The sequence below is a fragment of the Alkalihalophilus pseudofirmus genome, assembly GCF_029094545.1.
GTDB classification, from domain to species: domain Bacteria; phylum Bacillota; class Bacilli; order Bacillales; family Bacillaceae_D; genus Alkalihalophilus; species Alkalihalophilus pseudofirmus.
Window position 1 is genome coordinate 761,097 of the sequence record NZ_CP117835.1, and the last position, 21,881, is coordinate 782,977.

At 40.3% G+C, this 21,881-nt stretch carries 23 protein-coding genes; 15 read left to right on the forward strand and 8 right to left on the reverse strand.

Annotated elements, in window-relative coordinates; genetic code table 11:
• Nucleotides 1-36: 36 nt before the first annotated feature.
• On the reverse strand, nucleotides 37-762 hold the full coding sequence (locus PQ478_RS03905) for a cytochrome c biogenesis CcdA family protein (protein ID WP_022626481.1): 726 nt from the start codon (nucleotides 760-762) through the stop codon (nucleotides 37-39).
• A gap of 284 nt (nucleotides 763-1,046) precedes the next feature.
• On the opposite strand from PQ478_RS03905, the gene PQ478_RS03910 reads away from it, so the two are divergent.
• From PQ478_RS03910 to PQ478_RS03935, 6 genes are all read left to right on the forward strand, one after another.
• Nucleotides 1,047-1,424, forward strand: a complete 378-nt coding sequence (locus PQ478_RS03910) for a LiaF transmembrane domain-containing protein (RefSeq protein WP_289235886.1) — start codon at nucleotides 1,047-1,049, stop codon at nucleotides 1,422-1,424.
• 47 nt (nucleotides 1,425-1,471) lie between these two features.
• Nucleotides 1,472-2,119 (forward strand): PspA/IM30 family protein, encoded by a 648-nt coding sequence (locus PQ478_RS03915; RefSeq protein WP_289235887.1) that lies wholly within the window; start codon nucleotides 1,472-1,474, stop codon nucleotides 2,117-2,119.
• A 149-nt stretch (nucleotides 2,120-2,268) separates the two neighbouring features.
• Nucleotides 2,269-3,153: a DUF4097 domain-containing protein gene (locus PQ478_RS03920; protein WP_289235888.1), complete on the forward strand. Its 885-nt coding sequence runs from the start codon at nucleotides 2,269-2,271 to the stop codon at nucleotides 3,151-3,153.
• Nucleotides 3,154-3,186: 33 nt separating this feature from the next.
• Entirely contained in the window at nucleotides 3,187-4,032 is an 846-nt protein-coding gene (gene liaF, locus PQ478_RS03925) for a cell wall-active antibiotics response protein LiaF (protein WP_289235889.1), read from the forward strand.
• The gene (locus PQ478_RS03930) at nucleotides 4,029-5,129 is read left to right on the forward strand and encodes a HAMP domain-containing sensor histidine kinase (RefSeq protein ID WP_289235890.1); all 1,101 of its coding nucleotides are present in this window, start codon (nucleotides 4,029-4,031) and stop codon (nucleotides 5,127-5,129) included. Before liaF ends, PQ478_RS03930 begins: the two co-directional genes overlap by 4 nt.
• Complete coding sequence (locus tag PQ478_RS03935) at nucleotides 5,104-5,736, forward strand: response regulator transcription factor (RefSeq protein ID WP_075683221.1); 633 nt, start codon at nucleotides 5,104-5,106, stop codon at nucleotides 5,734-5,736. Before PQ478_RS03930 ends, PQ478_RS03935 begins: the two co-directional genes overlap by 26 nt.
• A gap of 38 nt (nucleotides 5,737-5,774) precedes the next feature.
• Here PQ478_RS03935 and PQ478_RS03940 read toward each other — a convergent pair whose 3' ends face one another.
• Nucleotides 5,775-6,236 (reverse strand): antibiotic biosynthesis monooxygenase family protein, encoded by a 462-nt coding sequence (locus PQ478_RS03940; protein ID WP_289235891.1) that lies wholly within the window; start codon nucleotides 6,234-6,236, stop codon nucleotides 5,775-5,777.
• 218 nt (nucleotides 6,237-6,454) lie between these two features.
• Between PQ478_RS03940 and PQ478_RS03945 the strand changes: the two genes are divergently transcribed.
• The 4 genes from PQ478_RS03945 to hemY all read left to right on the forward strand — a co-directional run bounded on the left by PQ478_RS03945 (nucleotide 6,455) and on the right by hemY (nucleotide 12,262).
• Complete coding sequence (locus PQ478_RS03945) at nucleotides 6,455-8,605, forward strand: transglycosylase domain-containing protein (protein ID WP_289235892.1); 2,151 nt, start codon at nucleotides 6,455-6,457, stop codon at nucleotides 8,603-8,605.
• Between the two features lie 244 nt (nucleotides 8,606-8,849).
• Entirely contained in the window at nucleotides 8,850-9,893 is a 1,044-nt protein-coding gene (gene hemE, locus PQ478_RS03950; RefSeq protein WP_289235893.1) for a uroporphyrinogen decarboxylase, read from the forward strand.
• Nucleotides 9,894-9,918: 25 nt separating this feature from the next.
• On the forward strand, nucleotides 9,919-10,851 hold the full coding sequence (hemH, locus tag PQ478_RS03955; protein ID WP_289235894.1) for a ferrochelatase: 933 nt from the start codon (nucleotides 9,919-9,921) through the stop codon (nucleotides 10,849-10,851).
• 7 nt (nucleotides 10,852-10,858) lie between these two features.
• Nucleotides 10,859-12,262 (forward strand): protoporphyrinogen oxidase, encoded by a 1,404-nt coding sequence (gene hemY / locus PQ478_RS03960; protein WP_289235895.1) that lies wholly within the window; start codon nucleotides 10,859-10,861, stop codon nucleotides 12,260-12,262.
• Between the two features lie 39 nt (nucleotides 12,263-12,301).
• On the opposite strand, the gene PQ478_RS03965 is transcribed toward hemY, so the two are convergent.
• The 5 genes from PQ478_RS03965 to PQ478_RS03985 form a co-directional block, all read right to left on the reverse strand.
• Nucleotides 12,302-12,442 (reverse strand): YrzI family small protein, encoded by a 141-nt coding sequence (locus PQ478_RS03965; protein ID WP_012957738.1) that lies wholly within the window; start codon nucleotides 12,440-12,442, stop codon nucleotides 12,302-12,304.
• 142 nt (nucleotides 12,443-12,584) lie between these two features.
• Complete coding sequence (locus tag PQ478_RS03970; protein ID WP_289235896.1) at nucleotides 12,585-12,719, reverse strand: YrzI family small protein; 135 nt, start codon at nucleotides 12,717-12,719, stop codon at nucleotides 12,585-12,587.
• A 583-nt stretch (nucleotides 12,720-13,302) separates the two neighbouring features.
• Nucleotides 13,303-14,313, reverse strand: a complete 1,011-nt coding sequence (locus tag PQ478_RS03975) for an aliphatic sulfonate ABC transporter substrate-binding protein (RefSeq protein ID WP_235806151.1) — start codon at nucleotides 14,311-14,313, stop codon at nucleotides 13,303-13,305.
• Between the two features lie 20 nt (nucleotides 14,314-14,333).
• Nucleotides 14,334-15,089: an ABC transporter permease gene (locus tag PQ478_RS03980; protein ID WP_012957741.1), complete on the reverse strand. Its 756-nt coding sequence runs from the start codon at nucleotides 15,087-15,089 to the stop codon at nucleotides 14,334-14,336.
• On the reverse strand, nucleotides 15,022-15,867 hold the full coding sequence (locus tag PQ478_RS03985; RefSeq protein ID WP_075683128.1) for an ABC transporter ATP-binding protein: 846 nt from the start codon (nucleotides 15,865-15,867) through the stop codon (nucleotides 15,022-15,024). The genes PQ478_RS03980 and PQ478_RS03985 overlap by 68 nt, the downstream gene beginning before the upstream one ends.
• A 298-nt stretch (nucleotides 15,868-16,165) precedes the next feature.
• Here PQ478_RS03985 and PQ478_RS03990 point away from each other — a divergent pair, with 298 nt between their 5' ends.
• The 4 genes from PQ478_RS03990 to pheA all read left to right on the forward strand — a co-directional run bounded on the left by PQ478_RS03990 (nucleotide 16,166) and on the right by pheA (nucleotide 19,548).
• Nucleotides 16,166-16,735 (forward strand): sporulation initiation phosphotransferase B, encoded by a 570-nt coding sequence (locus tag PQ478_RS03990; protein ID WP_289235897.1) that lies wholly within the window; start codon nucleotides 16,166-16,168, stop codon nucleotides 16,733-16,735.
• An 11-nt stretch (nucleotides 16,736-16,746) separates the two neighbouring features.
• Complete coding sequence (gene obgE, locus PQ478_RS03995) at nucleotides 16,747-18,033, forward strand: GTPase ObgE (protein ID WP_012957744.1); 1,287 nt, start codon at nucleotides 16,747-16,749, stop codon at nucleotides 18,031-18,033.
• A 153-nt stretch (nucleotides 18,034-18,186) separates the two neighbouring features.
• The gene (locus PQ478_RS04000; RefSeq protein ID WP_289235898.1) at nucleotides 18,187-18,630 is read left to right on the forward strand and encodes an ACT domain-containing protein; all 444 of its coding nucleotides are present in this window, start codon (nucleotides 18,187-18,189) and stop codon (nucleotides 18,628-18,630) included.
• A gap of 42 nt (nucleotides 18,631-18,672) precedes the next feature.
• Entirely contained in the window at nucleotides 18,673-19,548 is an 876-nt protein-coding gene (gene pheA / locus PQ478_RS04005) for a prephenate dehydratase (RefSeq protein ID WP_289235899.1), read from the forward strand.
• A 29-nt stretch (nucleotides 19,549-19,577) separates the two neighbouring features.
• Here the strand turns inward: pheA and PQ478_RS04010 are convergent, their stop codons facing one another.
• Nucleotides 19,578-20,111 (reverse strand): transcription repressor NadR, encoded by a 534-nt coding sequence (locus PQ478_RS04010; RefSeq protein WP_075683125.1) that lies wholly within the window; start codon nucleotides 20,109-20,111, stop codon nucleotides 19,578-19,580.
• Nucleotides 20,112-20,383: 272 nt separating this feature from the next.
• Between PQ478_RS04010 and safA the strand changes: the two genes are divergently transcribed.
• The gene (gene safA, locus PQ478_RS04015; RefSeq protein ID WP_289235900.1) at nucleotides 20,384-21,871 is read left to right on the forward strand and encodes a SafA/ExsA family spore coat assembly protein; all 1,488 of its coding nucleotides are present in this window, start codon (nucleotides 20,384-20,386) and stop codon (nucleotides 21,869-21,871) included.
• Nucleotides 21,872-21,881 lie beyond the last annotated feature (10 nt).

Sequence of the window (21,881 nt, forward strand, 5' to 3'; positions counted from 1 at the left end):
ATTGATCCCTCCGTTTTTTTGTGAAGAATTCTTTCATTACAAATTAAAAGGTAAGTTTGTAGCAATACGCTGCAGGTAAGCAGAAATAATACTGAACTGTCCTGTAAATAAAAGAATACCCAATGCTACCATAATTCCTCCGCTCACTTTTTGAATCGTAGGGAGCCACTTGTTCAGGCGGCGCATTTTATCAAGGGAGCGAGACCATAGAAGTGCTACTGCGACAAAAGGAATGCCTAAGCCAAATGAGTACATCAAGAGTAAGAACATCCCATTCCACATTGTATCTGCCTGACTTGCTAAAAATAAAATGGATGAAAGAACTAAACCGATACACGGCGACCATCCCGACCCAAATAGAAATCCAAGCAGTACAGATCCTGCAAAGCTGCTTGACTTACGTGGTTTTGCTTTTATTCGTTTATCAGATAACAGCATCCGTATAGAAATGACGCCCATCATTTGTAAACCGAAAATCGTAATAATGATTCCGCCAATCTGCTCTATAAGTGGTCTATAATCCCAGAAAGCCTGCCCGATGAGTGATGTGGAAAGCCCAAGTAAAAGAAAAATGCTTGTAAATCCCATTACAAAGCCCAGACTTCTCATTAAAATAATCTTTCTGTCAGCGGCCACTTCATTTCCTGTCACTTGTGTTCCAGTTAATTGTGCTAAATAAGCCGGCATTAGTGGAAATACACAAGGAGATAAAAAGGATACAATCCCCGCAAGAAACGCAAGCCATATCGTTACTTCACCCAATAACGTCACCTCCATCTACTACTAGTCCATGCAAAAGCAAGTAAAACTATTCTATCATTTCACTTATGAAAGAAAAAATCCTTAAGCTTGTTCGTACAAAGTATATACCATAACTCTAATTTATTTCATTTGAAAAACAATTTGTTCACTGAAGTGACAAAGAAGTGACAAAGGTCCGAGAGAAAGATCGGTCTAGAGGCGGAGAGAAAACCGTGCTCAGGCAAGGGGTCAATTTCGATGCTGTTTCCTACAATAGAAGTAACGAAAGGCAAGGAGGGGTGAAAATGAGAAGAGCAGCAAAAGCGTTAGGAGGAGCGATCCTATTATTCATTGGTGTAAGCATTCTCCTTAGTATGTTTGGGATTCATTTAGGAGGCTTAATCAGCTTAGTATTAGGAGTTTGGCTGATGTACCTTGGTTATACCAAATGGCAGGAAACAGGATGGTCTCCATCAAGTATTGTCTTACTAGCTCTAGGTGCCGTCATTTTATTTGGAGGAATGGGCGGTGTCGTCAGTTTAGCGATTGGCCTCTTGCTTGTTTACTTTGGCTATAAGTTAGTTGTCCAAAAAACAGAGCAGGAAGACGAAGAAGATGAAGATAACTATGGATCTGATTATGACACTTTAGATGCAGAGTTTAATCGATTAATAAAAAAATAATAAATCAAGTGTTAAATAGCAAGTGTTAAATACAAGGAGGAATTACGATGTCAGCATTGAAAAGAATTGAGCGATATATTAAAGCAACGATACATGATGGATTAGATCGTATTGAAGATCCAGAAATGATGGTGAAACAGCATATCAGAGATGTGAAAGAATCGATAAAAAAAGCTGAACGTACGATTCAAAAGCAAAGGCAGATTCAAGATATGCTTAAGCGTGATAAAGACATGACAGAAAGATTAATGCTGAAAAGGGAGGAACAAGCTGTAGATGCGTTAAAGTCTGGTGAGGATCAGCTTGCTAAAAAATTATTACTTGATAAAAAGCACCTAGCCAATCAGGTGGTTCGATATGGTGAACTGACTCATAAAAGCATGGAAGTGAAGCATTATTATGAAGTAGAAATTGAAAAGCTCCAAGATCAATATAAACAATTACGTGAAAAGAAAGTTGAACTAGCCTTAAGAATGCAGTCAGCAAAAACACATAAACATGTAAAACCAGCTCAAAAGCAATCGTTAATAGATCTTGATGACGAATTTGAGCGATTTGATGAGCAGCTGATGATAAGGGAAGATAGGGTGATATCATCATCTAGAAGTGATTTATTTGAGGCAAATAATGAAATGGAAGTAGAAGATGAAGTGCGTCGGTTAAAAGAAAAACTGAATGAACAAGCATCTCATTAAGCAAGGGATTCCCCTTGCTTTTTGTTAAACAAAATGTTCAATTTTAAAAGTGAATATTGGCTATAGGAAATATTTTCTATATACTTTGTAGGTGAGTTTATAAGTATCGAGTGTAAGTGTGATGAAAGCTGAGTGCAGGGGAGGATTATATGAAAAAAATTGCTGGGGTCGCCTTGATTATCATCGGAACTGTTCTCTTTTTATCAACTTTTGGTTCCTTATCGGTTTTTAATTTATCAGGTCTTAATAATGGAGGAGAAAAAGTGGAAAATGTCGATCAACCTTTAGAAGGAAACACGGAATTATTCATTGAAAGCACCTCTGTTGATATTAGAGTAGAACCGTCATCCAATGAAAATATGAGTGTTGATGTGATCGATAAAAGACGAAACCAAACATTACGTGTAGAAGAACGTGGAAATCGACTTACAATAAGAATGGAAGAAAGAAACAGCATCTCTATTCCGTTTTTATCCCCACGAAGAAGTACAGAAATGATTATATATATTCCTGAAGTCAATATTTCCTCATTTGAGGCGAAATCTGTATCAGGAGACATAACTATAAATACCCCGCTTGAAAGTGAAGAGGTATTTTTAAAAACCATTTCAGGGGATGTTCATTCTAGCCTCATAACCGCTGATGAGGTCTCAATCCATTCCACCTCAGGCGATCTCCAAGCAGATTCTATTGAAAGTGAGAAACTAGTCATAAAGAGTACGTCTGGAGATATTGAGGTAGAAAGTTTCAGTGGAGAACTAGATGCTAATACCGTTTCAGGAGATATTTTGGTAACATATACACACGATCATAAAGATGCTCATCTGAAAACGGTATCCGGTGATATTACGATGTGGGTAAGAAATTTAAATGCCCAGGTAGATTTAAAGACAACATCAGGTGGATTTACGATCGATGAGCAATTAACAGAGCAGCAATTTCAATCGAGAAGTTTAAAAGGAACAGCTGGAAGCGGAGAATATGTTGTTACGGCTGTCACTGTATCGGGTGATACCAAATTATTAAATAAATAGTGGTAGTGAACGTAGAGGAAAGGGGGAGTGTGGATGAGTAAGCATGGGTTAATTGGAGTTATTGTGGTGATCCTTGGAATTTGGTTTCTGATGGGTGTGCTTAGCTTTGCAACAGGCGGATTAATTGCCCCGCTCATCTTCTTCTTCCTTGGTTATTATTTTTATCAAAACAAACGCAAGCTGATTGCGGCTATTTTCTTTATCATCAGCGGCAGTATTCTTTTGGATCAATTATTTTCTATTAATTTTATTGGACTTATTTTAGCTGTTATTTGTTTTTATTACGGACTTAAATTAGTGAAAAGCCAGAAGAAGACAAAAAAATCTCATGCCGAACGCGAACGAAGGCTTAAGATGACACAAGAAGAGGCCCCTAAGCAAACACCTGTGAAGGAAAATACGTCTAAAAGTGAGCAAGAACCCTTCATTTCGGAGGGAGACCTAGATCAATCTGTTTCTCCTAGTGGTTCTACTTCAACTTCATCCAAAGCTCAACAGGCAGCCTATGAGCCGATTGTAAGAAAAAACTTTGTTGGAGATATCCATTACATGAACCAACAGTTTGAATTGCGAGATTTAACGATATGGTCTGCCCTTGGAAGCGTAAAAATAGATCTGTCAAAAGCAATGATTTCAGAAGGTGAGACCATTATTGTTATTCAAGCATTTATTGGAGAGGTCAATGTGTATGTCCCGGATGATTTAACAGTAGCCGTTCAAGCCTCTTCTCTTGCAGGAGAATTAACTGTTTTTCATGAGAAACATTCAGGTATTAATCAGCAAGTGAGTCTGGCACCTTCTCAATACAAGCAGTCAAAAAGAAGAGTGAAGCTGGTCATATCAATGGCACTTGGGGAAGTGACGGTGAGAAGGATATGAAAATGAGACTTGCCCGCCTTCTCTGGCAGTTTATCCGTCATAATGTGTTCTTAGCTCTTTTAATGACCATCTTTGCAGCTTTTTTGTTAACGTATCAAGAACCGAGAGGACTTCTTTTATTAATTGATCTCCGATTAATTGAAATTCCTCTTTTTGTCTGGCTGATAGCGACGTTTTTACTTGTTGGCATCATAGCAGGCGTCATTCAAGCTCTGCCTTTAAAAAGGAGAATTGATGAAGTCGTGCATGGAGCCATGCGTTATGAGAGAGGTACTTTTTCTCATCGACTCACAGAACAAGGAGCCGATGAGCTGACTGAGCTTGCAGTCCGGATGAACCGGATGGCTGCTCAAATTGAAGAGCAAATCGCTTCACTTCAAAGGCTTTCTACAGAAAGAGTTAAGATGCAGGATACCGTCAAGAAGGCTGCTGTCACAGAAGAGAGACAGCGTTTAGCAAGGGAGCTTCATGATGCTGTGAGCCAGCAGTTATTTGCGATCTCCATGATGACTGCTGCGTTAAGGTCGAGTGATGAAAAACAGGAAGAACAGTTAGAAATGGTAGAAAAGATGGCGAACACCGCTCAAGCTGAGATGCGTGCACTATTGCTCCATTTACGTCCTGCTCACCTAGAAGGGAAAAGCTTAGAAGAGGGAGCGGGGCAGCTGTTTTTAGAATTAGAAAAAAAGCATGATGTAGAAGTAAGTTTCCTCGTTGATATTGATTCAGACCTGCCACAAGGGATAGAGGATCAAATGTATCGTTTGATTCAAGAAGCGATCTCAAATATTTTAAGACATTCGGAAGCTAATGCAGTTGAGTTCTTGTTAAAAGAAATGCCTCAAGAGATTATCATGAAAATCATCGACAATGGAGTAGGATTTAAAGTAGATGATATTTCGCATGAATCATACGGACTTCAAACGATGAAAGAACGGATGAATGATATCGGAGGAGTATTGAATATTGTTTCCGTACCACTACAAGGAACACAGCTGGAAGTGAAAATTCCTATTGCATGGAAAGGTAAGGAGAAAGATGAACACAAGGGGGAGCGAAATGGGGAACAACCTGGTGAAAGTACTCTTAGTGGATGATCACGAAATGGTCCGTATGGGGATGTCTGCTTTTCTTCAAACACAGCCTGATATTGAAGTGATAGGTCAAGCTAGTAATGGACTAGAAGGAGTAGAGATGACCAAACGGCTCGAGCCAGATGTCATTGTGATGGATCTTGTGATGGAGAAAATGGATGGTATTGAAGCCACACGAACCATCATGAAGGATAGGCCGCTCTGTAAAGTGATTGTTTTAACAAGTTTTATTGATGATGAGAAAGTCTATCCAGTAATTGAAGCAGGTGCGTTTAGCTATTTACTCAAAACATCGTCGGCCAAAGAGATTGCTCAAGCGATCCGTCAAGCGGCGGATGGGGAACCTGTACTAGCAGCAAAAGTAACGAACAAGATGATGAACCATATGAGGTCGCAAAAAGAAAAAGCGTTGCATGAACAATTAACCCCTCGTGAATTAGAAGTGTTAAAGCTGATAGGTGTGGGGCAGTCAAATCAAGAAATAGCTGAGAGTTTATTTATAGGAATCAAGACGGTCAAAACACATGTCAGTAATATTCTTCATAAATTAGCTCTTGAAGACCGTACTCAGATTGCCATTTATGCTCATAGGCATGCCCTTGTAAAGTAAACAAAAACGACACGAGCGTGTACTCGAGTCGTTTTTGTTTAAATCGTATATTCTGTCACATATGAAGGCCGTGGGAAAATCGAGGAGCCAAGCCCTTCTTTTGTCCCGCGTTTTTTATGAGCGTGGTTATAGGCATTCGATTCCTGCCATTTCTTGAAGTAATCCTTACTTTCCCAAACCGTCATCACAATGTAGGTGTCAGATGTTTCTGGTCTCAAAATTCGTATCGCTTTAAAGCCAGGCTCTTTCTCGACTAAACCAGCACGATTTTGGAATCTTTCTTCAAACATTCCGCGCCCTTCTGCTGTAACAGGGATATTATTTAACACAACAAATCCCGCAGCAGGTATGCTTCCTGTTTCATTTAAAAGAGAATATACTTCACCAGATCCTGAATCCTCTCGTGTATCTTCAATGTAATATACGTTTTGTTGTGCGGATGTAAGTTGAATCGATGCAGCATCGTTGAATGGCACTTTTGATATAACCACTTTTCTCACACGCATTTCCCTCCTAAGAATCATATTTGACTTATTCATATAAAATAGGTTTTGAAACATTCAGCTAGGTTTCTGCGTAGAAAGTATATCGCATTCACTCGAATATTGGCAAAAGAGATGATTACGATTAAAATAAAGGCAATCTCAGTTATAATAGAAGACTTGGATTAGAGTGGCTGTTATAAATTGGGATATACTAGTAAAAAAGGAGGGATGGTATGCTGCTTAAACGAATATCATTTGCCATAATTGTTGTTCTCTCAACTGTATTGATAGGACTCGTAGGATATCTTGTTATTCTCTTAGCGGGTAACTTCGCTGTTGATAATGAGAAGCTGGTAATGAGTGCAACAACCTCTCTCGTCGATGAAGAAGGCGAACTCTTAACGAAATTATATATTGAAAATAGAGAAATTGTATCAATTGATGATATACCAGACCATGTTGAACAAGCTTTCGTAGCGATTGAGGATGCAAGATTTTATGAACATCAAGGAATTGATTTTCGCGCGATAGGAAGAGCAGTATATAGAGATATTTTAGCAGGTGCTAAAGTTGAAGGTGGAAGTACAATCACTCAGCAGCTTGCGAAAAATGTCTTTTTATCAAATGAAAAAACATGGCTGAGAAAAACAAAAGAAGTCATGATTGCCATGAACCTTGAGCGGAAATACAGCAAAGATGAAATTCTTGAGATGTATTTAAATCGTATCTACTTTGGACATGGTGCATATGGAGTCCAAGCGGCATCTAAATTGTATTTTAATAAGCCTGTTAGTGAATTGACGGTTGATGAAGGGGCTCTTTTAGCAGGGCTTCCAAAAGCACCGAACAGCTACTCACCGATCTCAAACCCAGAGCGCAGTAAACAACGACGTGATGTCGTGTTATCAGTCATGGAGCAAAGGGGCTATATCACAGCAGAGGAATCTGTTCGTTATAAAGGACGTACCATTGCAGTAGACCATAATAAGATTACAGAAAATGAGGCTTTTCTAACCTATATTGATATGGTGTTAGAGGAGGCTGAGCGTAAATATCAATTATCGAGCCAAGAGGTGTTATCTGGCGGCTACAAAATTGTTGTACCAATGAATCAGAAGCTGCAGCAATCTGCGTTTGAACGCCTGCAAAATGATGATTATTTTCCTGATGGAAATGAAGGAGCAGAAGCAGCAGCCGTATTTATGGATGTAGAGACAGGCGGTGTTCTTGCGGCACAGGGCGGCAGGGAATATGTACGCCGCGGATTAAACCGAGTAGAATCAAAGCGCCAGCCTGGATCAGCGTTTAAGCCACTAGCTGTATTTGCACCAGCACTTGAAGAGGGAGATTATGGACCATACTCAATGCTTCGTGATGAACCGCTCACATACGGTGATTATTCTCCGCGCAACCTAAATGGGGAATACAGCGGGCAAATAACAATGTATGATGCGATTACGAACTCTACGAATGCGCCAGCCGTTTGGTTATTAAATGAGCTTGGTGTTAAAGAGTCTACTCGTTTTCTAGAACATTTAGGGTTAGATATCCCTGATAAAGGCTTATCGATTGCACTTGGCGGCTTAGAAGAGGGGGTTACCCCGCTTGAGATGGCTAAAGCGTACCGAGTATTTGCAGGGAATGGAAAGGTAGTCGACCCTTATTTCATCTCGGAAATCTATGATCGTAATGGAGAACTTGTCGGGCGGGCAAATCAAACGGAAACGGAAGTCATCTCACCTCAAACTGCTTGGTACATGACGAGGATGCTGGAATCTGTCGTAAAAGAGGGTACAGCTAGAAGCGGGAATGTGGAAACACCTTTAGCAGGGAAAACAGGTACAACCACTTTCCCTGGGGTAGAAGGAGGAACGATGGATGCCTGGTTTGTCGGATACACTCCTACTGTAGTTGGCTCGGTGTGGATGGGATATGACACCACTACGACAGATCAATACTTACTAGGCGGCAGTTCCTATCCAACAGTTATGATGAAGGATATTATAAATGATTTGGACGATCCGTTGAAAAATGTTGCCTTTAAAAAGCCAGATCAAGCAGAAGAGCTTCTGCCGCCAGTAAGGTTAGCCCAAGTAGAGGATTTATCGGCTAAACTGCAAATGGGCGGCGGCGGTCTGATGAGTGTAGAACTTGATTGGACAGGCTCTGATGATGAACGCGTGTATTATCATGTCTATGAGATTTATAAAGGAGAGCGTGAGAGGCTTGCGACAGTGAGAGGAAACAGCGAATACATTGTCAGCCGCTTTAATCCTTTTTCAACTAAACAATATGAGGTCACTCCCGTAGATTCTGTGACGAATCAAGAAGGAGATCCATCGAACAGAGCGGAAGCTGAATTTAATTTTGGGTTTGGATTTTAATGTGAATTAGAACGCTAAAAAAGAATGGCTGATCTTTAGGCCATTCTTTTTTCATGAAAATGCTTGAAACAGGCAAGCAAATAGCATCATTTAGACAAAAACATTCATCAATTTTATGACAGTTTCAAAGGATGGCTATACACTGCGTTGTATGGTCATTATAGTAAAAGAGGTAGAAAACATGATTTTTTGTACGGATTCGATTAAACTAATACATAGTGAACTTTGAGAAAGGTGTGGCAAGATGACTCAACCAACATTTAACGATACGTTTTTAAAAGCCTGTAGAGGAGAGGCGCACGACCATGTACCTGTATGGTATATGAGACAAGCAGGGCGCTCGCAGCCAGAGTACCGTAAAATTAAAGAAAAATATTCTCTTTTTGAAATTACTCATCAGCCAGAGTTATGTGCTTATGTTACTAAACTCCCAGTTGATCAATATAACAACGATGCGGCGATTTTATATAAAGACATTATGACTCCGCTTCCTGCAATCGGAGTAGATGTGGAAATTAAATCTGGCATTGGTCCGGTTATTGATAATCCGATTCGCTCAAAAGGCGACGTTGAAAAGTTAGGCATGATTAATCCAGAAGAGGATGTACCTTATGTACTTGATACGATTAAGCTTCTTCGTGAGCAATTAACCGTGCCGTTAATCAGTTTTGGAGGGGCGCCGTTTACGCTTGCGAGCTATATGATCGAAGGCGGTCCATCAAAGAATTACAATAAGACAAAAGCATTTATGTATGCAGAGCCCGAGGCTTGGCATATGTTAATGGACAAGCTTGGTGATGTCACAATCACGTATGTGAAATCACAAATTGCAGCGGGTGCACAAGCAATCCAGATTTTCGATTCATGGGTGGGAGCTCTAAATGTTGCTGACTACCGTGCATTCGTCAAACCTGTGATGACCCGTATTTTCACAGAACTAAGAAAAGAAAATGTTCCTTTAATTATGTTCGGTGTAGGTGCAAGCCACTTAGCAAATGAATGGAATGACCTGCCGCTAGATGTTGTAGGACTTGATTGGCGCTTATCTGTTAATGAAGCTCGTGAGCGCGGCATCCAAAAAACGGTTCAAGGAAATTTAGATCCAGCGATTCTTCTTGCTCCTTGGAATGTAATTGAAGAGCGTGCGAAAGCGATTCTTGACCAAGGTATGCAGTCTGATAACTTTATCTTTAACCTAGGACACGGTGTATTTCCTGAGGTTAATCCTGATACATTAAGACGCTTAACAGCATTTGTTCATGAATATTCAGCAAAACATTCAAGATAACATTCATTTTAAGGAGTGAAAACGAGTGTCTAAAAAGAAATATGGATTACTTGTCATGGCATATGGAACACCAAGAAGCAAAGAGGAAATTGAACCTTATTATACACATATCCGCCGCGGCCGTAAGCCGTCTGAAGAGGCGTTAACTGATTTAACTGAGCGTTATGAGGCAATTGGCGGAATCAGTCCTCTGGCTAAAATTACTGAAGATCAAGCTTACGGTCTTGAACGTTATTTAAACGAGCAATATGAAGATTATGAATTTAAAGCTTATCTTGGCCTGAAGCATATTGATCCATTTGTAGAAGATGCTGTACAGCAAATGAAAGAGGATGGCATTGAGGAAGCAGTAAGCATCGTGCTTGCTCCTCACTTCTCAACCTTCAGCGTAAAATCCTATAACGGACGTGCGAAAGAAGAGGCAGAGAAAATCGGCGGTCCTGTGATTCACAGTATTGAAAGCTGGTATGACGAGCCGAAATTTATTCAATATTGGGCGGATCAAGTAAAGCAAACGATGGAGAAGATTGAGGATAAAGAAAAAGCCTGTGTGATCTTTTCTGCTCACAGCTTGCCTGAGCGGATCATTGCAATGGGAGATCCTTATCCAGAGCAATTACAAGAAACAGCTGATTTAATTGCTAAAGAAGCTGGAATTAAAAATTATACAATCGGCTGGCAAAGTGAAGGGAATACTCCTGATCCGTGGATTGGCCCTGATGTTCAAGATCTTACTCGTGACTTGTACAATGAACATGGATACACGTCAATGGTTTATTGCCCAGTAGGATTCGTTGCTGACCACCTTGAAGTTCTTTATGATAATGATGTCGAATGTAAGGTAGTTACCGATGAGCTTGGTATTGATTATTTCCGTCCGGAAATGCCTAATGCAAAAGACGAATTCCTTGATTGCCTAGCAACAGTGGTCTCTAATAAGCTTAAAGAGAAAGAGTGAGCGTCTTATGGAAAGTAAGAAGCGAGTAGCGATTATTGGCGGTGGAATGACAGGTCTTGCAGCCGCGTTTAAGTTAGAGCAAGCTAAGTCACATGAGGATATTCATTATGATCTATTTGAAAAAAACGATCGGTTAGGTGGAAAGATTCAAACGATTGTACGTGATGGATTTGTCATTGAGAGAGGACCCGATTCTTTTTTAGCAAGAAAGCAAAGCATGTCACGTCTTGCTAAAGAAGTGGGCCTAGAAGGAGAACTGCTATCTAATGATACGGGTCAAGCTTACATTTTAAAAGATGATACGCTTTATCCAATGCCAAGCGGTGCTGTGATGGGGATCCCGACAGAGCTTAAACCATTTGCGACGACGAAATTATTTTCGCCGTTAGGGAAACTGCGGGCACTCGGGGATTTCTTTATTCCGCCTGTAGTGGGTCGTGATGAAGACGTGTCTCTTGGTCACTTCTTTAGAGCGAGACTTGGAAACCAAGTGGTTGATGATTTGATCGAACCGCTCTTATCAGGCATTTATGCAGGAGATTTAGATAAACTCAGCTTAAAAGCAACGTTCCCTCATTTTCAACAGCTTGAATCAAAGCATGGCAGCCTGATCAAAGGCTTGCAAGCGACACGGGGCAAGCAGACTCAAGTGAAGGATTCAACAGGTAAGAAAAAAGGGATGTTCTTAACGTTCGAAAGAGGGCTTGAATCATTTGTTGAAGCCATTGCAGCAAGACTTGATCAAAACTCTGTTCATACCGGGGTTCAGATTGACAACATTCAAAAAGATGCAGATGTATTTAGGTTGTCTTTTGATGATGGCACCATAAAAGAGTATGATCAAGTGATTATTACTACGCCTCCTCATGTTACAGCTAAAATGCTTGGTGCTTATGATTATTTTAAGTATTTTAAAGAATTAGAGTCGAGCACTGTAGCAACGGTGGCATTAGGGTTTCATAAGTCTGCTGTCGATAATCCGTATGAAGGTACAGGATTTGTGGTATCTAAGAAGAGTTCTTTTGATATTACTGCTTGTACATGGACACACAAAAAGTGGCGTCATTCCACACCTAAAGGGCATGCATTACTCCGAAGCTATGTTGGGCGTGCCGGAGATTCAGACATTGTGTATAAAACGGATGAAGAAATTGTAGCGGCTGTCATGAAAGACTTAAAACAAATTATGGATATAACAGGTGAGCCGCTATTTTATGAAGTAACTCGCTGGAAGCAATCAATGCCGCAATATGCTGTCGGCCATACGTATAAGGTTGCTAAAATGAGAGAAGATATCGCGCGCCACCTCCCAGGGCTTCATATAGCCGGAGCAGGGTTAGATGGTGTTGGCTTGCCAGATTGTATTGATCAAGGAGAAAGAGCTGCAGAGCGCATTTTGCAATCGATATAAGTATTAAAACAGGAGGAGCCGCAGGGCTCCTCCTATTTATTACATCCAATGTTGAAAACGTGCTAGACGTTGTTGGATCTGATCTTCATATTTTTGCTGTTCCACTAAACGCTCAAGCTCTTTACCAGAATAATTGCGTTTTTTTATAGTGATTGTAAAAAAGATAAATGATAGTGTCATACTAAACCGCCTCCGAATATAGTTAAATTGTTATTCAGGTGAGGCCTTTCACCTGCTCATACCATGATAAAAACGTGCTGCCATTTCCTTCGTTTCTGCCTTCAATCATCATCTTCATAACCTCCTTTTATTTTGTGGTTTTTTACATATAAAGTTTGTTAATGAGCTGTTCATGCTTTTCTTCATGCTGCTGCTGCCGTACTACTTTTTCTAATTGCTTCCCGTCTAGTTTCTTGTTTTGAATGGTGACTGTTAAAAATAATATGGAAAATGTCATGACTATCCACCTCCTCTCTCAAAGGGTTATTATATGAGTACATAGCAAGCTATGGTGACCCCTGTGGTAAAAAATGGGTGTGAAAATGAGCGCAAAAAAGCCACAGGTAGTGAGTCCTGTGGCTGAATGAAGATAAAAAAGCCACAGGTCTATGACACCTGCAGCTTTTAGCTCAATATGTATAGAACGTAAATTAAAACGAACTAGCCATTTTGAGTGAGGCAGCAGGTTGTGAACATGATGTAGGTAAATCGCAGCGATCCGTTAAACTAACTGGTAATAAGTTCATCATTTTGTTCAGCCTCCTTTTCACTCAAATTTGTTTACATATGGAATTATATACAGGAAAGTGGAATTTGTAAACGGGAATTATGAAATTTGTTTGTCTTTTTGTAGTTGGGGGTTGACAAGTAGTGGCGTGAAATTATTCTTATAGATTAATAATCTAATACTTTAAGAAAGGTAAAGATAAGGTAAGGCTTAATAAGTAAGGGAGGGAGAGTAATAGCTAACATTCCTTTTAATACATCAACATAATAAAAAATACCTTCGCCCATTTCATTAAGGGGAAGGTATTTTTTGTTTATTCTGCTAAAATTGCATCAAGGCGGGAGGTGTCTACAAAACCATCAAGATCTGGTTCTTTATCCATGAATTTTAATTCATATGAAGCATCTGCCCAAGCTTGTAGTGCTTCTGGATGTGTTTCAGTTGTAACTACCATGCGCTCCCAAGCTTCAGATAATACCGTTTCAGGAAGACGCTGCTGGGTTAAATTAAAGAGTGAATCGTTAATTGTTTCTAATGTACCTTCTGTATTTTCTTGTGTATATTCAACAGCTGTTTTATGACCGCGTAAGAATGCATCCACAGTTTCAGGGTTCTGCTCTAAAAATTGTTTAGATGTAACGATGACAACACTAGGAAGCGTTTCGCCTAAGAAAACTTGATCCCATTCAGTAATAACGTTAGCTCCTAGCTCTTCCACTAAATACGTACCCCATGGCTCTGGAGCTGCTGCTGCATCAATTTGACCTTGTTCAAACATAGCAACCATATTTGCAGGAGCAATACGAGATTGATGCTCAACTGTTCCGCCTACGCGGTTCGATTCTAAACCGAGTTCTTTAAGCATCATTTCAAGTTGAACATTGTGTGTGCAGCCATTACCTGGTGTACAGAAAGACTTGCCGCCGAAATCTTCAAGTGTTTCGATACCTGAGCCGTCACGTGCAACAATCAGGGTTGCGCCATTTGCTGCAGCACCTAACACTACAATATCTCCGCCAGTCAGGAAGTAGTTAATCGCAGGGCCGGGTCCGACATACCCGATATCAAGATTTCCCGTTTCTAGTGCCTCAATAAAGTCATTTCCATTAGGATAATGCTGATAATCTGCAGTTACCTCTCCTAGCTCTTCGTCAAAAAAGCCTTTTTCCTTACCTACAATTGCAGCTGCGTGATCCAAGTTTGGAAAGTATCCTACGTTGATATTTTCTGCAGGGCCATCTCCAGTTGTAGAGCCCGCTCCACAAGCAGTCAGTGCAGCAATCGTTAAAGCAATTCCACTTGCTTTTAACCATTTCTTCATCATTTTCTCCCCCATATTCTTTTTTATTTTGAGTAACCCCATCTTTGCAATACTTTACGCTCGATCGGATTGAAAATTAGATATTCTACAATTAAGCCTATAACAGCGATAATAATCATAATAGCTATAACTAATTCCATATTGAAAAAGTCACGTGCATCTAGAAGTGTACGTCCAAGACCGCCTCTGCCAAGTAGTTCAGCTGCCATTAATGCCCGCCAGCCAAATGCCCAAGCAAGTCTGACACCAGTTAGAGCAGAAGGGATTGAAGCAGGGATAAGAACTTTCCAAACAAGTTCAAGACCCTTATATCCCATTGTTCGTGCAGCTCGAATGAGTAGTGGTTGAACATTTTTTATACCCATCCGCATGTTCATTGTCATCGGCCATGTGCCGCCTAAAATGATAACAAACAAAATTGCTAAGGAGCCGCCTTGAAACATGACAAGAGCTAATGGAAGCCAGACGATACTCGGAACGGATTGCAAAGCTACAACGAGAGATCCGAGGGTTTCGTCTGCTAGTTTTGAAGTAGCAAGAATGATACCGAGTATAGATCCGATAATGACGGCTAGTGCGAAGCCCAAACTAATCCGTCCCAAACTTGTAGTAAGTGCTGCTGTTAAAATCCCAGTCTCAAAAAATCCTCTGTACAACTCAACGAATGAGAGGAGGGGAGAAGGGAACATTCGTGTTTGAAAAAGGTCAATTCTATATATGATCTCCCATATCGCGATGAGAGCGATAAAGAAGAGTAGCCTTCTGACTATTGTAGTCATCTCCCATTTCCTCCTTCATAACTTTTTCGATTTCTCCAGCTAATTGATCGTTGATTTTCTCTTCAAGTTCTGCAAACTCTTTTGAAGACGGCTTTCTTGGACGTGGGAGATTCACATCAAAAACATTAATAATACCACCAGGGCGAGTGCCCATCAATACGATACGGTCAGATAATAAGATTGATTCACGGATATTATGAGTGACAAAAAGAATGGTTTTTCTTGTTTGTTCCCATATATATTGAACTTCTTTATGAAGCATTGATCGTGTTTGTTCATCTAATGCGCCGAATGGTTCATCCATTAAAAGAACATCTGGGTCCATAGCAAGAGCTCTGGCTATGGCTACACGCTGCTTCATTCCTCCTGATAGTTCATGTGGGTAGGAGTCGATAAATTTACTTAAATGAACCAGCTTTAAATATTGAATAGCGCGCTCTCTAGCTTCTTGTTTGCTGTATTGTTTTTTAAGGGCAAATGTGACATTCTCAATCACGCTTAGCCAAGGCATTAATGCAGCTTCTTGGAAGACGACCCCGCGGTCTGCTCCTGGTCCTGCTACAGGCTTATTTCCGACTGAAACAGTTCCTTTTGATGCTTGATCAAGACCAGCAACAATATTTAATAAGGTTGATTTTCCGCAGCCTGATGGCCCGAGCAATGAAACAAACTCACCTGATTTTACTTCTAAATCTATCTCTTCAAATACCGTGTAAGCGGTATTGTCTTGTTTGTTATCGAATGTTTTACCGACACTCTTAATTGATACACCAGCCATTGGTTGCTCCTTTCTAAAATGCTAATATTTTATAAATCATATCAACTTAGTAGGTTTTAGTTGTTCTTAGTATATGTAGAGTTTAGGGAAGTGTCAATCGTTTTTTGAAAACTAAATAAATCTAATGTGGTAAAAGAAATGTGTTGATTTTTAGTTCAATTTCCATCATTCTATAACTTTGTGGTAAACTAAGCGTTGTAATCTACTTGAAGTGATTAAGCAATTTGATACAAATTGATATATTTTACCGTTTTATCTTAATGGATAACGATAATTATAGAAGACGGGGAGAGCCAAGATGACTAAACAATGGGAATTAATAGATGCACTACGTCATACTCGTCATGATTGGCTGAATGTTATTCAACTAATAAAGGGGAATTTAGCTTTAAAGCGCTATGATCGAATTGAACAGATTATTGAGGAAGTAACTGCCCAATCTTTAAATGAAAGTAAATTATCGGTCATGGGTACACCGGATGTAGCGGCATTTTTGCTCACATACAACTGGGAGTGCACTAAAATGAAGATTGATGTTGATGTAATCGGTGAAATTCAATCCCTTAAAGCCAATGAAGACAAGCTGTACAGAACCTGTCAAACCATCATTAATCAAATGGCAGAATTAAGTTCTAGTAGTTCTGAAAACCACCTTCTTATAACATTTTTATTTACACATACTGAAGAAGAGTCGGGAAATCACAACAACTGTCAACTGACATTCGACTATCAAGGAATATTACAAATGAATAAAGAAGAATGGCACCAAATTTTAAAGAGTTTGGAGCTTGAAGTGGATGTTAAAGTCGATCTGATCGAATGGAATGAACATGAATGTGTTCTCCAAACAACGTTCACAATAAATTGAGGTGAAAATACATGTTTGTAGATAAGGTTAAGGTTTATGTAAAAGGCGGTGACGGTGGTAATGGAATGGTTGCTTACCGCCGAGAAAAGTATGTACCAGACGGAGGCCCTGCTGGTGGAGATGGGGGAAAAGGAGCAAGCGTTGTTTTTGAAGTAGAAGAAGGCTTGCGTACATTAATGGATTTCCGCTATCAAAGACATTTTAAGGCGCCGCGCGGGGAGCATGGACGCTCTAAAAGCCAGCACGGTAAAAATTCGCCAGATATGGTCGTTAAAGTTCCACCTGGTACAACGGTACTAGATGATCAGACAGGGCAGGTTATTGCGGACTTAACAGAGCACGGTCAACGCGCAGTTATTGCAAAAGGAGGCCGCGGGGGACGTGGGAATACTCGATTTGCAACACCTGTAAATCCAGCACCTGAAATTGCTGAAAATGGTGAACCAGGTCAAGAGCGTGATGTGGTGCTTGAGTTGAAAGTGTTAGCTGATGTTGGATTAGTTGGATTCCCAAGCGTTGGTAAATCAACATTATTATCCGTTGTTTCTGCAGCTAAACCTAAAATTGCTGATTATCACTTTACGACAATTACTCCTAACCTAGGAGTTGTAGAAACCGAAGATCACCGTAGTTTTGTTATGGCAGATCTGCCTGGATTGATTGAAGGAGCTCACCAAGGAGTTGGGTTAGGTCATCAATTCTTGCGTCATATTGAACGTACGAGAGTCATTGTTCATATGATTGATATGTCTGCTCTTGAAGGCAGAGATCCTTATGAAGATTATTTAAAGATTAACGAAGAACTAAAACAATACAACATGCGTCTTCTTGAACGTCCGCAGCTTATTGTGGCTAATAAAATGGACATGCCTGATTCAGAAGAAAATCTTAAGAACTTTAAAGAAAAAATGGAAGACGATGTAGAAATCTTCCCTATTTCAACGGTCACAAGACAAGGGCTTCGTGACTTACTTCTTACAATTGCTGACAAAATTGAAACGACTCCTGAGTTCCCTCTTTACGATGAAGAAGAGAAAGAGTCAACTCGTGTGGTTTATAAGCATGAGAAAAAAGAGCTGCCATTTGTTATCAGCCGTGATGATAGTGGAACGTTTGTTATCAGCGGAGCTGAAATTGAACGCTTAACGAAAATGACCGACTTCACTCATGATGAATCCATTCGCCGTTTCTCAAGAACTCTTCGTCATATGGGTGTTGATGATGCATTGCGCGAACGCGGAGCAAAAGATGGCGATCTTGTTCGTCTGCTCAAGTTTGAATTCGAATTTATTGAATAGAAACCATAAGATATTATGCATATAAAGGAAAAACTGTCTTGTCTAAAGAGACAGTTTTTCTTTATGTGTGGACAAAATGTCAGAAAACGGTTGTCAAATAAGGATAACCGTTATTATAATAGGGAGAAGATTTAGAAGACGGTGGTGAAGTGTATGTCGCGTAAACAATTTTATTTAGTCCGTGAGGATATGCTGACTGATGCAATGCAAAAAACGTTAAATGCTAAAGCGCTGCTTGACTCAGGGAAGATAAAAAAAATAAATGAAGCAGTCACGATTGCGGGACTGAGCCGTAGTGCATTTTATAAATATAAGGACGGAATTTTACCCTTTAATACAATGGTTAAAGAGAAAATCATTACATTATCAATCAACTTAGTAGATCGCTCAGGCACGTTGTCTCAACTGTTACAAAAAATTGCAGAAACCGGAGCGAATGTATTAACCATTAATCAAACAATTCCATTACAAGGCAGAGCTCATATTACCTTGTCAATTGATACATCCCCGATGAAGATCGACCTTGATGAATTAATGGAGCAAGTTGAAGTTGTTGATTCAGTTGAAAAGGTTGAACTTGTTGGATCAGGGTTTTAGGGAATCGATTGCTTAGACGAGTAGAGTTGAGGAGTGAATAAGATGAAAGTGAGTTATTTAGGACCTGTTGGAACATTTACAGAGATGGCTGCAAAAGCCTTTTTCCCATTAAGTGACCGGGTGCCATTTAAGACGATCCCTGCTTGTATAGAGGCAGTGGCCGAAGATGCATGTGATGCTTGTGTCGTTCCTATAGAAAATACAATTGAGGGTTCTGTAAACATGACCATTGATTATCTTGTACATAAGCAGCGATTGCCTATTATGGGAACCATTACGATCCCAATCGCTCAACATTTGCTTATGCACCCTAAACAGGCGGGGAAGACACCGGAGAAGATTATTTCTCATCCCCATGCTATTGCCCAATGTCATGATTACTTACAAAGTGAATACTCTCTTGTTGATACGGAATTTATGAATTCAACAGCGGAAGCTGCACAGATGGTAGCTAATCATCCTAATCGGCCGATTGCAGCCATTGCAAATGAATTAGCTGCATCTGAGTATGAGCTCGATTTTGTAGGGTATGACATCCATGATTACAATAACAATCACACACGCTTTATCGTTTTAGCAAAAGAAGAAACAAAACTTAAGCTTCCTGCTCTAAATAGCGGCTATAAGACAACGTTAATGGTCACGCTGCCTTCGGATTATTCAGGTGCACTTCATCAAGTTCTGTCTGCGTTTGCTTGGAGAAAAATGAACTTGTCGAAAATCGAATCTAGGCCAACTAAAACCGGCTTAGGCAATTACTTTTTTCTCATTGATGTCGACCAGCTACAAGACGATGTACTCATTCCGGGTGTAAAATCAGAACTTGAAGCTCTAGGCTGCGGAGTAGATATTTTAGGAAGTTATCCATGTGTTCATCATCAACATCAATCAAAGAAAACAAGCCCTACATCGTGCTAAGGGCTTGTTTTTTTATTTTTAGCTTATGTTTAATCCTCTAATAAATATCCTTTTTTACGAAGAGCCGAAATGGCATCCTCTAATTGTTTAGGTGTATCTGCTTCAATAGTGTGAAGATGTACGCCATTTGTCAGTTCTGAGAGGAGTGTGGCATTCGTTGCTTTCATTTCTTCATTAAATTGCTGAACTTGTTGTCTCGTATGGAAATGGAGAGAAGCTGTGAGTTCTCCGTACATCGGATGTTCTACAATCACGTTGATCACTTTCACACCATAGTCCACTAATGTATAAAGTTCATCCATTGCATCAGTTGGTTGATGCTGGCATGCAATCAGCCTTTGGTGCTTTTCCTTTGGATGAGTCTGCATATATAAATAGCCATTTGATGTCGCAATGATGGGGTGTCCCTTCGCTTTTAACAATGACATATCTTGTACGATCACTTGGCGGCTGACATTTGTACGAACAGATAATTCTTTACCAGTAAGTGCTTCCTTACTTTCTTTTAGCCAATCAAGTATTTGTTCACGACGTTCGTCTCCATATAATTTTTTATCGTTCATTATGTTCCATTCTCCTTTTCTGCCAACACCAATTTCTTATCCTTAGTATAACACGAATGAGTTGTATAGCCGTGTTGATCATAGCCCTTTGAATTTATTGAACGCTTAGGCATAAACCTATTTTTGTCATCATACATTGTGCTAGAAACGGTTTCTTCTCGGTAATTCTCTTGAAAGAATAGCTGACCAAAAAGCTATTGGACGAATAGAAGTGTCAATACGCCTATATCGGCATACGATGAAAAAGAATGGTTAGAGGAGGGAGTAAGAACGTGAAAATTCATATTGTACAAAAAGGGGATACACTTTGGAAGTTATCAAAAAAATATGGGGTTGATTTTGAACAATTAAAGGCAGCGAACACTCAGCTTTCCAATCCCGACATGATTATGCCAGGGATGAAAATTAAAATTCCGTCCAATAGTGTACCAGTAAAAAATGACACGATCGCACAAACTCAAGCGATTAAAGAGCAGCCTATGGTTCAGATGGCTCCAAAAGAAATGCCGAAAGAAATGCCAAAAGAAATGCCAAAGAAGGAAGCTCCTGTTACACCTGCGCCAGCGCCGCAAGTGCAAATGCAGATGCCAAAGATGGAAATGCCCAAAATGCCGCAGCCTACAATTCAGCAAAAGCCTACAACAAAAAATTATGAAACCAATATGAACGTATTCTTTTATAAACCAGAACCTAAAGCGAAAGCAATGCCGCAAGTAAAGCAGCCGCCAAAAGCGCCAAAACCAGCACCTAAGGCTCAAGCGCAAAAGCCGGCACCGAAACCAGCGCCAAAGGCTCAAGCACAAAAACCGGCACCAAAACCAGCGCCAAAAGCCCAAGCACAAAAGCCGGCACCAAAACCAGCGCCAAAAGCTCAAGCACAAAAGCCGGCACCAAAATCAATGCCGCAAGCGCAGCAAAAAACTCAGCCTAATACAAAACCAAACGTACAGGCAAATATCAAGCCGCAAATGAAACAGCCAAATGCTCAGCCGAACATCCAGCCGCAGATGAAACAGCCGAACGCTCAGCCGAATATTCAGCCACAAATGCAGCCATCGAATATGCAGCCGAACATCCAGCCACAAATGCATCCATCAAATGTACAGCCGAATATCCAGCCACAAATGCATCCATCAAATGTACAGCCAAATATCCAACCGCAAATGCAGCCTAATATGTACCCGCAAATGAGTCAGATGCAGCCTATGTACCAAATGCCCCAAATGCCCCAAATGATGCCTTACCAGCATCATGGATATCAAGATGGCTGCTGGCAGCCGATCAGCCCAATGATGCCTGGATGTGCTAATTGTGGAGCAGGCTTTGGCGGGCAGCCTTATTACGAAATGCCTGAATGGGATTATAGTGAGGATTCTGCCGAGATGATGGCTCAAGCAAATCAACCAATGATGCCGATGAATGTTGCACCGCAAGCAAATCAGTCCATGATGCCAATGAATGTAGGGCCTCAAGCAAATCAATCAATGATGCCAATGAATGTAGGGCCTCAAGCAAATCAATCAATGATGCCAATGAATGTAGGGCCTCAAGCAAATCAATCAATGATGCCAATGAATATAGGGCCGCAATCAAACCAACCAATGCAGCCAATGGCTCAATCTAACCAACAAATGCAAATGATGGGGCAGATGAACCAGCCGATGATGTATGGTACAAATGGTCAAATGATGTCTCAAAGTGATTATGAACAGCTCCAGCACTTAAATCAATACCGCGAAACGGATGACTACGAAGATTAATGAAATTAAA

Bases quoted from the DNA above. Each gene is read 5' to 3' on its own strand.
- PQ478_RS03910 (WP_289235886.1), top strand. From the start codon at position 1,047: ATGAGAAGAGCAGCAAAAGCGTTAGGAGGAGCGATCCTATTATTCATT.
- PQ478_RS03915 (WP_289235887.1), top strand. From the start codon at position 1,472: ATGTCAGCATTGAAAAGAATTGAGCGATATATTAAAGCAACGATACAT.
- PQ478_RS03920 (WP_289235888.1), top strand. From the start codon at position 2,269: ATGAAAAAAATTGCTGGGGTCGCCTTGATTATCATCGGAACTGTTCTC.
- liaF (WP_289235889.1), top strand. From the start codon at position 3,187: ATGAGTAAGCATGGGTTAATTGGAGTTATTGTGGTGATCCTTGGAATT.
- PQ478_RS03930 (WP_289235890.1), top strand. From the start codon at position 4,029: ATGAAAATGAGACTTGCCCGCCTTCTCTGGCAGTTTATCCGTCATAAT.
- PQ478_RS03945 (WP_289235892.1), top strand. From the start codon at position 6,455: ATGCTGCTTAAACGAATATCATTTGCCATAATTGTTGTTCTCTCAACT.
- hemE (WP_289235893.1), top strand. From the start codon at position 8,850: ATGACTCAACCAACATTTAACGATACGTTTTTAAAAGCCTGTAGAGGA.
- hemY (WP_289235895.1), top strand. From the start codon at position 10,859: ATGGAAAGTAAGAAGCGAGTAGCGATTATTGGCGGTGGAATGACAGGT.
- PQ478_RS03965 (WP_012957738.1), bottom strand. From the start codon at position 12,442: ATGACACTATCATTTATCTTTTTTACAATCACTATAAAAAAACGCAAT.
- PQ478_RS03970 (WP_289235896.1), bottom strand. From the start codon at position 12,719: ATGACATTTTCCATATTATTTTTAACAGTCACCATTCAAAACAAGAAA.
- PQ478_RS03975 (WP_235806151.1), bottom strand. From the start codon at position 14,313: ATGATGAAGAAATGGTTAAAAGCAAGTGGAATTGCTTTAACGATTGCT.
- PQ478_RS03980 (WP_012957741.1), bottom strand. From the start codon at position 15,089: ATGACTACAATAGTCAGAAGGCTACTCTTCTTTATCGCTCTCATCGCG.
- PQ478_RS03985 (WP_075683128.1), bottom strand. From the start codon at position 15,867: ATGGCTGGTGTATCAATTAAGAGTGTCGGTAAAACATTCGATAACAAA.
- PQ478_RS03990 (WP_289235897.1), top strand. From the start codon at position 16,166: ATGACTAAACAATGGGAATTAATAGATGCACTACGTCATACTCGTCAT.
- obgE (WP_012957744.1), top strand. From the start codon at position 16,747: ATGTTTGTAGATAAGGTTAAGGTTTATGTAAAAGGCGGTGACGGTGGT.
- PQ478_RS04000 (WP_289235898.1), top strand. From the start codon at position 18,187: ATGTCGCGTAAACAATTTTATTTAGTCCGTGAGGATATGCTGACTGAT.
- pheA (WP_289235899.1), top strand. From the start codon at position 18,673: ATGAAAGTGAGTTATTTAGGACCTGTTGGAACATTTACAGAGATGGCT.
- PQ478_RS04010 (WP_075683125.1), bottom strand. From the start codon at position 20,111: ATGAACGATAAAAAATTATATGGAGACGAACGTCGTGAACAAATACTT.